Genomic DNA, 13,118 nt, shown 5'->3' with positions numbered 1-13,118 from the left:
AGATGTGTATAAGAGGCAGGTGCCTCTGCCGAGCATGGCTCGGCACTACGCTCCCTCCCTTTGGCGCAGGCAAGGGGAGGGCTGGGGAGGGGGGCTTTACCGCCGTTGACGTTGCAGTGGCTTCGCGGCTTACGCCGCTCCTACAAAGAAAAGCCTGCATACGCGCCAAGGCTTTATCGGCAATGCCCCTGCCGAGCATGGCTCGGCACTACAAGGCCGTGCTGCTGCATACGCGCCAGTACAGACGGGCGGGCGCTTTCGCGCTTATTATTCTCGGCTTCGATTGATGCAGCAGAAGACCGCGTGACTGACTCCCGACTCGCTTTCGTATTCCCCGGCCAGGGCTCGCAATCCATTGGGATGTTGGCCGAACTGGCTGAACTGCATCCGCAGATCCGTGAAACCTTTGCCGAGGCCTCCGAAGGCGCGGGCGTCGATCTGTGGGCGCTGTCGCAGGGTGGCCCGGAAGAGCAGCTCAATCGCACCGAATTCACCCAGCCGGCCCTGCTGGCCGCCAGCATCGCGGTATGGCGCCTGTGGAATGCACAGGGCGGTGCCAAGCCGGCGGTTCTGGCTGGTCACAGCCTTGGCGAGTACACCGCATTGGTCGCCGCTGGCGCTTTGACGCTGCACGACGGCGCACACTTGGTGCGTCTGCGCGGCCAGCTGATGCAGGACGCTGCACCGACCGGTGTTGGCGCGATGGCAGCCGTGCTCGGCGCTGAAGACGCGCTGGTGCTGGAAGTCTGTGCCGAAGCCGCAGGCAGCCAGGTAGTGGTGCCGGCCAATTTCAACTCGCCCGGTCAGATCGTGATCGGCGGCGACGCTGCTGCAGTGGACCGCGCCTTGGCGCTGTTGGCTGAAAAGGGCGTGCGCAAGGCGGTGAAGCTGGCCGTCAGCGTGCCGTCGCACACACCGCTGATGCGCGAAGCCGCCAACCGTCTGGCTGCGGTAATGAACGGCCTGGCATGGCAGCAGCCGGCCCTGCCGGTGGTGCAGAACGTAGACGCACAGGTGCATGACGGCGTGGATGCCATCCGTCTGGCGCTGGTGCAGCAGCTGTACCAGCCGGTGCAGTGGACCGGCTGCGTGCAGGCGCTGGCCGCGCGCGGTATCACCCGCATAGCCGAATGCGGCCCGGGCAAGGTGCTGACCGGTCTGGTCAAGCGCATCGACAAGAACATCGAAGGGCGTCCGCTCGCCACCCCGGCAGACTTTGCCGGTGCGCTGGAAGAGTGGGCAAACTGAGCAACCGATTGCGGCACGGGCGCAGCCTGCGCCTGGTCATGATGGGCGCTGCGCGTGCGCGGTGCCATGCACAAAAGGAACAGAAATGAGCAAGCCATTGCAGGGTGAAATCGCGCTGGTTACCGGCGCAAGCCGCGGCATCGGTGCCGCCATTGCCGACGAACTGGCCGCGCTGGGCGCGACCGTCATCGGCACTGCCACCACCGACAACGGCGCTGCCGCGATCGGTACGCGTCTGGCAGCACTCGGTGGCCACGGCCGCGCACTGAACGTGACCGAGCCGGGCGCGGTGGATGCGCTGATCGATGCGGTGAGCAAGGAATTCGGTGCCATCAGCATCCTGGTCAACAATGCCGGCATTACCCGCGACAACCTGCTGATGCGCATGAAGGACGAGGACTGGCAGGCCATCCTTGATACCAACCTGACCAGCGTGTATCGCACCTCCAAGGCGGTGATGCGCGGCATGATGAAGGCGCGCAAGGGCCGCATCATCAATATCGCTTCGGTCATCGGCGTTACCGGCAATGCCGGCCAGGCCAACTATGCCGCCGCCAAGGCTGGCATCATTGCGTTCTCCAAGTCGTTGGCCAAGGAAATCGGCAGCCGCGGCGTGACCGTCAACGTGGTCGCACCGGGCTTCATCGACACGGACATGACCAAGGATCTGCCCGAGGACGCCAAGGCGGCGATGCTCGGCCAGGTCGCGCTGGGCCGCCTCGGCGAGCCGGCAGACATCGCTAAAGCGGTGGCGTTCCTGGCCGGTCCCTCGGCCAGCTACATCACCGGCGAAACCCTTCACGTGAACGGCGGTTTGTACATGCCGTAAGCGTGGTGTGCACGGACTGCACCCAAGTGGTTGATTGTTGCGGCTTTTTTGTTCAGAAACACCGCCGCGACGGTTTCCACTACACTATCCCACGGCCAGCCCTGGGGGCTGGCGTCTTTTGAACCACTACTCCATCTGGAGCGATATCCTAATGAGCACCATCGAAGAACGCGTCAAGAAGATTGTTATTGAGCAGCTTGGCGTCAAGGAAGAAGAAGTCACCACCAGCGCATCGTTCGTCGATGACCTGGGCGCAGACTCGCTTGACACCGTTGAGCTGGTGATGGCGCTGGAAGAAGAGTTCGAGTGCGAAATCCCGGACGAAGAAGCCGAGAAGATCGGTACCGTCCAGGCTGCCATCGACTACGTCAAGGCACACGTCAAGGCCTGATCCAGGTCTGACAAGGCGCGGTTGGCAAGCATGTCTTCCGCGTTGCAAACCCATGGGGCCGCTGATGCGGCCCTGTGCTTTTAAGCTTCAATCTCCCCGCGTGCGGGGCCAGGAGAATCCGCAATGAGTCGTCGCGTAGTTGTTACCGGCATGGGCATGGTGTCGCCGCTGGGCAATGATCTGGCCAGCAGTTGGGAAGGCATCATCAATGGCCGCTCGGGCATTGGCCCGTTGACGAATGTCATTGATGGCTACCTGGAGCGCTTCACCACCAAGATTGCAGGTGAGGTCAGGGATTTCGACATCACCGCCGACAACCCCTTGTTCGGCAAGTATCGGGTCAGTGGCAAGGATGCCAAGAAAATGGACCCGTTCATCCATTACGGCCTGGGTGCCGCCTTCATGGCGCTGCACGACTCGGGCCTGGAAATCACCGACGCCAACGCTGAGCGCATTGGCGCCATCGTCGGTGCCGGTATCGGCGGCCTGCTCGGCATCGAAGAGCAGACCATCGATTTCCACGAAGGCAAGAAGATCTCGCCGTTCTACGTGCCCAAGACCATCATCAACATGCTGCCGGGCCAGCTGAGCATCATCGCCGGGCTGAAGGGCCCGTCGTTCTCGGCAGTGTCGGCGTGCGCCACGTCCAATCATTCCATCGGTACGGCGATGCGCATGATCCAGTACGGCGATGCCGATGTGATGGTTGCCGGTGGCGCCGAGCGTGGCTCCTCGCCGACCGCACTGGGCGGCTTCTGTGCGATGAAGGCCATGTCGACCCGCAACGACGAGCCTGAAAAGGCCTCGCGTCCCTGGGACCAGGGCCGTGACGGCTTCGTGCTGGGCGACGGCGCTGGCATCCTGATCCTGGAAGAGTACGAGCACGCCAAGGCACGCGGCGCCAAGATTTACTGCGAGCTGGCCGGCTTCGGCGCAAGCTCCGACGCGTACCACATGACCGCACCGAGCGAGAACGGCGAAGGCGCCGCCCGCTGCATGGTCGCGGCGATGAAGGACGCAGGCGTCACCCCGGAACAGGTGGGCTACCTCAACGCACACGGTACCTCCACGCCGCTGGGCGACCTGGGCGAGACCATGGCAATGAAGACCGCCTTCGGCGCGCACGCCTACAAGATGCTGGTCAGCTCGACCAAGTCGATGACCGGCCACCTGTTGGGTGCAGCGGGCGGCGTGGAAGCGATCTTCTCGGTGATGGCGTTGAACACCGGCATCATCCCTCCGACGATCAACCTGGAAAACCCGAGCGAAGGCTGCGACCTGGACTACGTACCGAAGGTGGCCCGCAAGGCCGACGTGGACGTGGTGATGTCGAACGGCTTCGGCTTCGGCGGCACCAACGGCACGCTGGTGTTCAAGCGGATCTAACGCGGTTTTGGAGCGATGCTTGAAGCTCCTGCTCGTTGTTTTTGTTTGAAGCTCTTGCTCGTCGTTTTGCTCGAAGCTGTTGCTTGAAGCTTGTGCTTGTCGTTTGGCTTGAAGCTCCCGCTCGTCGCTTTGCTCCAAGCTGTTGCTTGTTGCCTTGCTTGAAGCTTTTGCTTGCCGCTTTGCCTGACGCTTTTGGCTGTAGCTTTGCTCAATGCTTTGCTCAAAGCCCCTCTCCCGCAAGCGGGAGAGGGGTTGGGGTGAGGGCAGCTTTAAAGCTCCAAAGGCTTTAATAGCTTTAAAAGCTCCCCTCATCCGCCCTTCGGGCACCTTCTCCCGCAGGCGGGAGAAGGGAACAGCCTGCATTTCTGACATTCTGGGCCCACGATGCACATCCTCCCCCTGCACGCCGACACCGACCTGCTGGCGCTGCATCGGCTCGCACCGCATCGCTATCCGGTCCTGCTTGAATCCACTGCTGCCGGCAAGCTCGGCCAGTGGGACATGCTGCTGATCGCCAACGGCAGCCAACTCCTGCTCAACCCCGACGGCAGTCTGCAGCGCGAAGACGGCAGCGCAGTCGAAGGCGATTTCCTCTCCGCACTCGACCGCGACTGGCAATCCCTGCGCCAAGCCCGCAACCCGATGGAAGCGGACATCCCGTTCCGTGGCGGCTGGGCCTTGCTGCTCGATTACGAACTCGCACAACAAGTCGAACCGATCCTGCAGCTGCCACAGCGCACTGACGGCCTGCCAACCGCGATCGCACTACGTTGCCCAGCAGCGGTACTGCGCGAGCGCGACAGCGGCCGCTGCATCGCCATCGCCGAAGACGACGCAGCAGACCTGCTCAGCCAGCTCCAGCACGATCAAGCCGAAGCTGAGCAGCTGCCAGCCCTGCCGCATTGGAACGGCCCAACCTCCATCAACGAAGACGCAGGCGAGCGCTTCACCGATGGCGTGCACAAGGTCATCGATTACCTGCACGCCGGCGACGTATTCCAGGTAAACCTCTCGCGCCGCTGGCAAGCGCAGTTCGACACGCCGCTCGCACCGGAAGCGCTGTACGCACGCCTGCGCACCGCAAACCCCGCACCGTTCGCCGGCCTGTTTACAGCCGCCGGACGCGCCGTGGTCAGCTCCTCACCGGAGCGCCTGGTCTCGGTCAGCGGCGATGTTGTGCAGACCCGTCCGATTGCCGGCACACGTCCGCGCTTCGCAGGCGACGACGATGCCGCGCGCATCCAGGAACTGGTCGGCCATCCCAAGGAACGCGCCGAGCACGTGATGCTGATCGACCTGGAACGCAACGACCTGGGCCGCATCGCCGCGCCCGGTAGCGTCGAAGTCGATGAACTGATGATCGTGGAGAGCTATGCCCATGTGCACCATATCGTCAGCAACGTGCGTGCGCGCCTGCGCCCTGAAGTCACCCCGGGCGAGGTGATCGCCGCCACCTTCCCCGGCGGCACCATTACCGGCTGCCCCAAGGTGCGCTGCATGGAGATCATCGCCGAGCTCGAACAGACCGCACGCGGTGCCTATACCGGCGCCTTCGGCTGGCTGAACCGCGATGGCGACATGGACCTGAACATCCTGATCCGCACCGCGGAAGTGCAGGGCAGCACCGCCAGCTTCCGTACCGGTGCCGGCATCGTGGTGGATTCGGTGGCTGACAAGGAGCTGGACGAAACCCGGGCCAAGGCGCGCGGGCTGTTGCGTGCGCTCGATCCACAATGATGAACGCCGTTTTGGCTGGCGTTGCCGCCAGCGCGGTATCCTGCGCGTCCATTCTTTGAAGACGGGGTGACCATGGCGGGTGCCAAGCGCGGATGTCTGCTGGTGTTGGCGGTGCTGCTAGTGCTGCTTGCCCTGGCTGGCGCAGGTGCGGCCTGGTTGTGGCAACGGCAGAGCAGTTTTGCCGATGCGCCGCTGACCCCGTCCGAGGCAAGCATCACCATCGCCTCCGGTGACTCGCTCACCAGCGTGCTGCGCAAGCTGCGTGCGGCTGGCGTCGACGAAGGCGACGACCTGCAATGGCAGGTGCTCGCCCGTCAGCTCGATGCCGCCGGCAAGCTCAAGATCGGCGAATACGCATTGGAGCCGGCACCCACGCCGCGCCAGCTGCTGCTGAACATGCGCCAGGGCAAGGTGCTGCAATACCGCGTCACCATCGTCGAGGGCTGGAACATCCGCCAGGTGCGTGCCGCCTTGGCGCGTGCGCAGCCGCTGCAGCACGAGACCACCGATCTGGCCGACACCGAGCTGATGGCCAAGCTCGGTTTCCCTGACCAGCATCCGGAAGGCCGCTTCCTGCCGGAAACCTACGTCTACCAGCGCGGCGACAGCGATGTGGACGTGCTCAAGCGCGCCTACACCGCGATGGAAAAGGAACTGGCCGCCGCCTGGGCCGAGCGCAGCGACGATCTGCCGCTGAAAACGCCGTACGAACTGCTGATCCTCGCTTCCATCATCGAGAAGGAAACCGGCCTGGCCAGCGAGCGCCCGCAGATTGCCGGCGTGTTCGCGCGCCGCCTGAAGATGGGCATGCGCCTGCAGACCGACCCGACCGTGATCTACGGCATCGGCAGCGCCTACGACGGCAATATCCGCAAGGTGCACCTGACCACCGACACGCCGTACAACACCTATACCCGCGCCGGTCTCACGCCGACCCCGATCGCCATGCCCGGCCGCGACGCTCTGCATGCCGCCGCCAAGCCGGCACCGGGCGATGCGCTGTACTTCGTCGCCGTCGGCGATGGCAGTGGCGCGCACGTGTTCTCCGCGTCCTATACCGATCACAGCACCGCCGTGGCCGAGTATTTGAAGCGGCTGCGTGCGAAGCGCAGCGAGGCGGCGGCGCAATGAGTGGCATGACCCGAATGATGTACAGGATGTCCCGATGAGCGAAGCACTCGCCCCTTGGCAGCAGCGCGTCTATGACCAGACCGTGGCCGCGCTGGACGTGGGCCGACTTGGGCATGGCTTGCTGCTGTGCGGGCCGGCCGGCATGGGCAAGCGCGCAGTGGCGCTACGCTTGGCCGCGCATGTGCTCAACCACGGCGCGGACCCGGCGGCACGTCAGCGCAACGCGCAGTTGATCGCAGCCGGCACCCACCCGGACCTGCAGTTCACCAGCTTCATCCCCAACAAGACCGGCGACAAGCTGCGCACCGAGATCGTCATCGATCAGGTGCGTGAGATCTCGCAGAAGCTGGCGCTGACTCCGCATTACGGCGTGGCCCAGGTGGTTATTGTTGATCCGGCCGATGCCATCAACCGTTCCGCCTGCAACGCCTTGCTGAAGACGCTGGAAGAGCCGTCGCCCGGTCGCTACCTGTGGCTGCTCAGCGCCGACCCGGCGCGCTTGCCGCAGACCATCCGCAGCCGCTGCCAGCGGCTGGAGTTCCGCATGCCACCGCGTGAGGAAGCCATGGCTTGGCTGCAGTCACGCGGCTATACCGAAGGCGTAGCGCGTGAAGCGCTGGACGCCACCCGCGGCCACCCGGCATTGGCCGACCAGTGGCTGCAAGGCGAGGGCATGGCCCTGCGCCGGCAGGTCGCCAGCGAGCTGGAGCAACTGCTGGCCGGCAAGCTGGGCAGCGTCGAGCTGGCCCAGCGCTGGACCGGCGACGACAACGCCGACCTGCGCCTGCGCCATGCCGCCGACCTGGCACTGAAGAAAGCGGCCGACGGCTTGACCGATCCGGCCCGATTGAACAAGCTGGCCGCCTGGTTTGATGCCGCCAATCGCACCCGCGATCTGCTGCGCACCACCATCCGCGCCGACCTGGCCGTGGTGGAGCTGCTGCTGGCATGGGGCGCGGCCAACCAAGTGCAATCCAAGGGGACAATTCGATGAGTGCGATGAACGCCCGCCAGGGCATCCTTTCGCTGGCGGTAAAGGACAAGGCAGCGCTGTACGGCGCCTACATGCCGTTCGTGAAGAACGGTGGCGTCTTCGTACCCACGCCCAAGCGCTACTTCCTCGGCGACGAGGTGTTCCTGCTGCTGACCCTGCCGGACTCCAGCGAGCGCCTGCCGGTCGCCGGCAAAGTGGTCTGGGTCACCCCGCTGGGCGCACAGGGCAACCGCCAGGCCGGCATTGGTGTGCAGCTGGCCGAGGGCGCCGACGGCGAGGCCATCCGCAACAAGATCGAGACCCTGCTGGCCGGCACATCAAGCTCGGACAAGCCGACGCAGACGATGTGAAATCGCGTGAAGAAAGATGTTGACGTGTTCGCTCAGCCCCCTATAATGAGCGGCTCGCAACACGGGCGGTTAGCTCAGCGGTAGAGCATTGCCTTCACACGGCAAGGGTCACAGGTTCGATCCCTGTACCGCCCACCATATAAATCAAAGTGTTGCAGAAGAACCGGCGAAAGCCGGTTTTTTGTTGTCCTGCAACGCTCCTGCAAACCGTTGGGGGCGCAATGGCGGCCGGGATCGCCTTCGGTTAGCCTTGGTGCTCGGACACGACGGGGGGGCGACATGATTGCAGATCTGGACCAATATCGAGCGACTGGACTTTCCACTTTGCAGCCGGGAACTTTTTTTTGGAAGGCTTCGAGGCAAGATGCCACTCCGGCCCTCTCTTTGGTAGCTAGTACAGAAGGTGATGATTCTTCGGGCTGTATCGTAGATTTTTCCGAAGACGGGCCTTTAGTGCGTCAGTATCGCCGTGCAAATGTGAAGGTGGAGGTGCTTGTCCGCCCCACAAATAAAATACTCTTGGAACTGCCGGATACGTTTCAAAGTACTTCGGACCAAGAAAAGCCTGGGGCTATTATCTTCGCGACGGAGGGTCCATTTCTCGTATTGCTGCGTGGTGATCGTAGTGGTGGATATGACCGGCAATTCCTGAGAATGTCTGATTGGTCTGTCAGCGACGATTATCCGCAAGGCAAGTTAACGGTAACAGAGTCTTGGCGCTTGCTGACGCTCGACGCATTGGGCGCAAAGGACACTGTTGTTTCCAGTGGATGGTAGATGTAAAGAGCCCCGCACCATCAGGTAGCGGGGCTTTATGTCGGTGGTAACTACATGTGCGCCTCTGTGTTCGTCTGACTTTCTTCGCTGCTTGCCGATTTGTACCCAGGCAGCGACGCCAGATGAATATGACGAGAAGTGCTATTCAACCTTGATGGCGTGAGGGAAAAGGCTGATCAGCTCTTTGCGGGCCTTGTCTGCAAGACCCTTTGTATGTTCACAGGCATCTTTGAGCTGCAAAAATGGGTTTGATTTGAACTCATCGCTGGCCATTGACTTCCAAGCCGCCCTTGTCGCGGCGTGCAACTGATCCAAGGACACGACAACTGAAAGGAGGGTGTCGCCAGTAGCTGGCATGAAGGCGAGCCTGGGGGCATTTTCCCGCATCTCCTTCGAGACTTCGAAGGAGCTGAGCATTTGGTGGAGCGTAGTGGCCATGCTGGAAATTTCCTCCGTTTCGCGTCCCGTACGCGTCCTGTATGCGCGACCACCGCCGGGCGGATTGCCCCAAGGAGCCTTGGCTAGGTTTGTCACATTGCTACCAGACCAAGTTTCGAGATCCTTCGCTTTGTTATGGAGCGTCTCACTCACTACATCAAGCTCCTTAATAAGATTCACCGAATGGGAGCGGGCAATCGCTATTTCTTTCGCTCTTTCTTGGTGCTCTTTTTGGACTTCACGAAGCTCCCGCCGCCGTTCTGAATTCCTCGGGATGACTATGGCTACCGCGATAGCTGTGATGCTTCCCACTGCCTGAACCCATGCGGCTTGTTCCGCGGCAGTTAACGCGCACCAGCCAATCCATTCGCAATTCATCCATTCTTCCCCCCTGTTAAGTGGGAATAAGCATGAAGCGCGGACGCTCAATCGGCAACAAGGTCCAGCGCCCGATCATCCGGAAAGACGCTGCATCTCGGTTCGGTCCTTTGTCAGTGTCGCCATCAGCAAGGTGCCGCCGATAGGTGTGTCACTGGCCTCCGCCCGAGCCGACCTGCTACCCGGTTACCTCATCAGGTGCGCTAGCAGCGCGTCGTCTTCGTCATAGCTGCGGATGCGAATCTCGCCACCATCTGGTGCGTCCAGGACGGTGGTGCCGTTGTCGAACACGAACGCGGTTTTGGTCCGTCCGAAGCCGGCCGGCCTAGTCAGCATCATGCCGTCCGTCGGCGAGGGCAGGACAGGGGCCCAGCCTGCATTGAGCAGCATCACCAAGCGGCGAAAGCCAGTGGTGGAAATCTGATGATCCTGCACAAATCCTCCGGGTTGCTCAATGAATGGCCCCGGCTTGCCGGGCTGGGTTCGGGGTAGGCGCGCGCCGAGTTATGGGAGACGACTGGGAAGAATCGGAGGGTTGCGTAACGCGCTGCGTCATTCGAGCTTTTGGAAAGAGCTGCGTCGTCACAGCACTCATTCATCGGAGGCTGCCGCATGATGAGGGCGATGAAAAGACAACCAGACCTTCACTCGATCCAGAAGGGTTCTTCCCATGACAGCGCTGACGAGATTCATCATTTCCAGGGTGTCCATCGAGATCTCGTTGACCATTGCGGCAATAAGACGCCTTCTGCCGAGAATTCTTCCAGCATTTATAGCGGCGGACGCGCTCGGGGCAGCAGTCAGCTCAGCGTTGAGTCTGGCAATTCTGCGCGCAGCGCGGTTGATGATCGTCATCAATCGCAGGTCGGGAACAGCATCCATGGGAACGGAACGAAGCTGATCGAGCACTGTTCCGACGAGCATTTTTGTCTCATCGGAGCTGGGATTCTCCAGCGCCATGAAGAGAGTTTGCTCAGCATGCGACATAAGCCCGAGGCAGGCATCCGCCTTGCGGCGGAACGCCTGCTTCTCTTGCTTAGCCGCGATGCGGCCTGCAGCATAGATTGCCAAGGCGGACAGGACGGCTTGTGCCCAAGCAGCCCAGACCTCCGGTTTAAGACAGGGGAATCCAAAGAGAAACGGGCAATACAGCGAGTCGGCCATCTGGATTTCCTTTCCACAGAGGAGGGAAGCATGAAGCGCGGAGACTCAACCGGCAATCCTGCTATGCCTCTGCGGAGCCGAGCGCACTGCTTGCTCGTGGTCTAGGGCCATGGCTTGGACGACTTATTGTCAGTGTCGCGCGGGTAGCGGCGAGACCCCGCCAAGAAACGGTTCTAAGCCCCGGTATCGCCAGGCATGGCCTAAGAGCTGGTCCATCGCCGCCACCTTGATCTGAGCTCGGTGCTGCTTCTAGCGGGTCTGCACTGCGGCGCTCTCCAGGCTCGTTGGCGGGGCTTCGACCGCTTCCCGCACGGCTTAGCTGCATAAGCCTGCACGCCGCCTGTGAAGCTTTGGCGGCGATCCGGCTTATTTGAAGGGCCTAATGAAAAAACTTGTCGTCCGAATCTTCATCGCCATCCGGATGGTCCACCTTTGATTCATCGGTAGGCGTCGCGCCAAGCTTGGACAGCATCGCGCTGAGCGCGTGCATTGCCGATACGCCTACCTCTGCGTCGGTTTCCATTCGTGCGGCCAAGATGCTCACTTGGCGCAAAAGCAGGCGGTGGGATGCGTTGAGCCAGGGCATGTTCTCGGCGCACTCCTTCCAGACCTTCACTTGGGCGGGCGTCATGCCCTTGTAGGGCGCGCCGATGGGGCTGGGGTTTGCCGGCTCTTTGCGGTCTTTGAAGCGACCGGGATCTTTCAGTGTTGCGCCGGATACTTTGGCTTTCTTGGTGGGGGTTCGTGGCTTGGCCATGGTTGCTCCAGGACCCCGAGGGGGTCGTATTTCCAATTGCGGATGTGCGAAGAAAGGAGGGCGCACGTATCGGGAGGCCAACCTCCTCAGACTTTCGACTCCCCCGGGTGGGTGAGGCCAGGTCACAAGCGCATCAACACCGTGAGGTGCTCGCAACGCGAGTCCCGCTTGCCCTGGCTGCCAGTGTTGTTAAGGACACCGCTGGCTGGTCCTTGCCGGGCGAGGCGCAGCCCCGGACTTGATGCATTACTCAGCCGGGCGCACGCCAGTGATCACTGTGAACTGCTGCGGGTAGTTGATGACCACATCGGCGCGCACGTGGCACAGGAAGCCGATCTCGCCGGTCTTGGCGTAGGCCTCGCGCAGCAGCTGGATGGACAGCGACTCACGCATCAGGAAGTACAGGCCAGAGAAGTCGCCGGTGAAGATCTCGCTGGTGTCGCTGGAGGTTCCAGCATCGACATCGACGGGCAGCTGGCTGGTGGCTACGAAGTTCATGCCGGCGATCAGTCGCGGGCGCTGCAGCGGCTGGCCAGTGGTGTCGGCCAAGCCCTCGAAGTCCAGCAGCGTGCGGCCGGCCATGATGGCAGCGGTCGGCACAGGGGCGTTCTGGTCGATGGTTTTGCCGTACGCCATGAGCAGGGGACGGTAGCTGTCCAGCGCTGCACCGTTCGCACCCAGTTCCACCACGTTGATGCCGCTGGTGTTGCGCAGGCCGCGAGGTTCGGGCGCGGTACCGGAGCCCAGTAGGCCGACGCGGTCCAGCTCCTTGGCAAAGGCCTGGGCGATCACCAAGCGCAGCGCGCGGTCCACGTCCGAACCATCGGCCAGCAGCTCACGCGACACGCGCACAATGCAGGCCAAGCTGCGGGGGACGGCCTGCACGGAACGCAGTGTGGGTTGGCTCTCGCCGATGTTACCCAGCTCATTGCGCCAGCTTGCAGTTGGCAGCGTGTCGATAGCTGCGGTGGACACAGACTTAGCGCCGTACTCCATTGGCACGATACCGGCACCGGCCTGCAGCAGCGAGGACGCCGGCACCAGTGCGGACAGGATGCCGGGCATCACCACGTCCGGAACGGCGTAGCCGCCGGCGCTGTCGGTGCCGATGGCAAGCGAAGCCATCACGGTATCGGTGCTGCTCATGCCTGCGACGCCACGCATGAAATCGGTCAGCGTGGTGTCGTTGCTGCGCTGCGAGTCATTGCCATCACGGCGGTTTGCGTAATGGGCTTTGAAGTCGGCCGGCGTGCGCAGCACCTTGATGCCTGCGCCGTCCAGGTCGGCAGCGGGTTGGTCACCACCAACGCCATTCATCTGGAAGGCGGCCAGCGCGGTGGAGTTCTCGTCTACCTGCTTCCGAACTGCGTCCACCTCGGCGGAGTGCTTTGCCTTGAACTGATCGAAGGCGGCGTTCAACTGGCCGACGACGGCTGCCACGTCTGCTGATTCGGTCTCTGCTCGCACGGACTGGAGGCCGCGGGCGATCTTGGTTTGCTTGGTCATACTGGGCTCCTGTGTAGAAGCTCAGTCTCCTT

At 62.5% G+C, this 13,118-nt stretch carries 15 protein-coding genes and 1 tRNA gene; 10 read left to right on the top strand and 6 right to left on the bottom strand.

All coding sequences use genetic code 11. From position 1 onward, the window contains the following. The first annotated feature begins 303 nt into the window (after positions 1 to 303). The 4 genes from fabD (at position 304) to fabF (ending at position 3,854) form a co-directional block, all read left to right on the top strand. Positions 304 to 1,248 carry an ACP S-malonyltransferase gene (gene fabD / locus ACVOLR_RS15295; RefSeq protein WP_481537186.1) on the top strand — a complete coding sequence of 315 codons (945 nt, stop codon included), beginning with the start codon at positions 304 to 306 and terminating at the stop codon, positions 1,246 to 1,248. Positions 1,249 to 1,333: 85 nt separating this feature from the next. Beyond that, the gene (fabG, locus tag ACVOLR_RS15290; RefSeq protein ID WP_481537185.1) at positions 1,334 to 2,077 is read left to right on the top strand and encodes a 3-oxoacyl-ACP reductase FabG; all 744 of its coding nucleotides are present in this window, start codon (positions 1,334 to 1,336) and stop codon (positions 2,075 to 2,077) included. A 151-nt stretch (positions 2,078 to 2,228) separates the two neighbouring features. Then, the gene (gene acpP / locus ACVOLR_RS15285) at positions 2,229 to 2,468 is read left to right on the top strand and encodes an acyl carrier protein (RefSeq protein WP_481517136.1); all 240 of its coding nucleotides are present in this window, start codon (positions 2,229 to 2,231) and stop codon (positions 2,466 to 2,468) included. A gap of 123 nt (positions 2,469 to 2,591) precedes the next feature. Further along, positions 2,592 to 3,854: a beta-ketoacyl-ACP synthase II gene (fabF, locus tag ACVOLR_RS15280; RefSeq protein WP_481537184.1), complete on the top strand. Its 1,263-nt coding sequence runs from the start codon at positions 2,592 to 2,594 to the stop codon at positions 3,852 to 3,854. On the opposite strand, the gene ACVOLR_RS15275 is transcribed toward fabF, so the two are convergent. Then, on the bottom strand, positions 3,851 to 4,078 hold the full coding sequence (locus tag ACVOLR_RS15275; RefSeq protein WP_481537183.1) for a hypothetical protein: 228 nt from the start codon (positions 4,076 to 4,078) through the stop codon (positions 3,851 to 3,853). The genes fabF and ACVOLR_RS15275 overlap by 4 nt on opposite strands. Positions 4,079 to 4,238: 160 nt before the next feature. Here ACVOLR_RS15275 and ACVOLR_RS15270 point away from each other — a divergent pair, with 160 nt between their 5' ends. From ACVOLR_RS15270 to ACVOLR_RS15245, 6 genes are all read left to right on the top strand, one after another. After that, positions 4,239 to 5,591 carry an aminodeoxychorismate synthase component I gene (locus ACVOLR_RS15270; protein ID WP_481537182.1) on the top strand — a complete coding sequence of 451 codons (1,353 nt, stop codon included), beginning with the start codon at positions 4,239 to 4,241 and terminating at the stop codon, positions 5,589 to 5,591. Positions 5,592 to 5,663: 72 nt separating this feature from the next. After that, a complete protein-coding gene (mltG, locus tag ACVOLR_RS15265; protein WP_481537181.1) occupies positions 5,664 to 6,722 on the top strand; it encodes an endolytic transglycosylase MltG in 1,059 nt (352 codons plus the stop codon). A 34-nt stretch (positions 6,723 to 6,756) separates the two neighbouring features. After that, positions 6,757 to 7,716, top strand: coding sequence for a DNA polymerase III subunit delta' (locus ACVOLR_RS15260; RefSeq protein ID WP_481537180.1), 960 nt, complete (start codon positions 6,757 to 6,759; stop codon positions 7,714 to 7,716). After that, positions 7,713 to 8,066 carry a PilZ domain-containing protein gene (locus tag ACVOLR_RS15255; protein WP_481530743.1) on the top strand — a complete coding sequence of 118 codons (354 nt, stop codon included), beginning with the start codon at positions 7,713 to 7,715 and terminating at the stop codon, positions 8,064 to 8,066. Before ACVOLR_RS15260 ends, ACVOLR_RS15255 begins: the two co-directional genes overlap by 4 nt. A gap of 63 nt (positions 8,067 to 8,129) precedes the next feature. Next, positions 8,130 to 8,204, top strand: a tRNA-Val gene (locus ACVOLR_RS15250). 141 nt (positions 8,205 to 8,345) lie between these two features. Further along, positions 8,346 to 8,843, top strand: coding sequence for a hypothetical protein (locus tag ACVOLR_RS15245; protein WP_481537179.1), 498 nt, complete (start codon positions 8,346 to 8,348; stop codon positions 8,841 to 8,843). Between the two features lie 141 nt (positions 8,844 to 8,984). On the opposite strand, the gene ACVOLR_RS15240 is transcribed toward ACVOLR_RS15245, so the two are convergent. From ACVOLR_RS15240 to ACVOLR_RS15220, 5 genes are all read right to left on the bottom strand, one after another. After that, positions 8,985 to 9,659 (bottom strand): hypothetical protein, encoded by a 675-nt coding sequence (locus ACVOLR_RS15240; RefSeq protein WP_481537178.1) that lies wholly within the window; start codon positions 9,657 to 9,659, stop codon positions 8,985 to 8,987. 186 nt (positions 9,660 to 9,845) lie between these two features. Next, positions 9,846 to 10,094 (bottom strand): hypothetical protein, encoded by a 249-nt coding sequence (locus ACVOLR_RS15235; RefSeq protein ID WP_481537177.1) that lies wholly within the window; start codon positions 10,092 to 10,094, stop codon positions 9,846 to 9,848. A 156-nt stretch (positions 10,095 to 10,250) separates the two neighbouring features. After that, entirely contained in the window at positions 10,251 to 10,823 is a 573-nt protein-coding gene (locus ACVOLR_RS15230) for a hypothetical protein (RefSeq protein ID WP_481537176.1), read from the bottom strand. 379 nt (positions 10,824 to 11,202) lie between these two features. Further along, entirely contained in the window at positions 11,203 to 11,580 is a 378-nt protein-coding gene (locus ACVOLR_RS15225) for a hypothetical protein (RefSeq protein ID WP_481537175.1), read from the bottom strand. Between the two features lie 246 nt (positions 11,581 to 11,826). Then, on the bottom strand, positions 11,827 to 13,086 hold the full coding sequence (locus tag ACVOLR_RS15220; protein ID WP_481537174.1) for a phage major capsid protein: 1,260 nt from the start codon (positions 13,084 to 13,086) through the stop codon (positions 11,827 to 11,829). Positions 13,087 to 13,118: the final 32 nt, after the last annotated feature.

Source organism: Stenotrophomonas sp. STEN030 (assembly GCF_056759995.1).
This window is presented reverse-complemented; position numbering and strand designations above follow the sequence as displayed.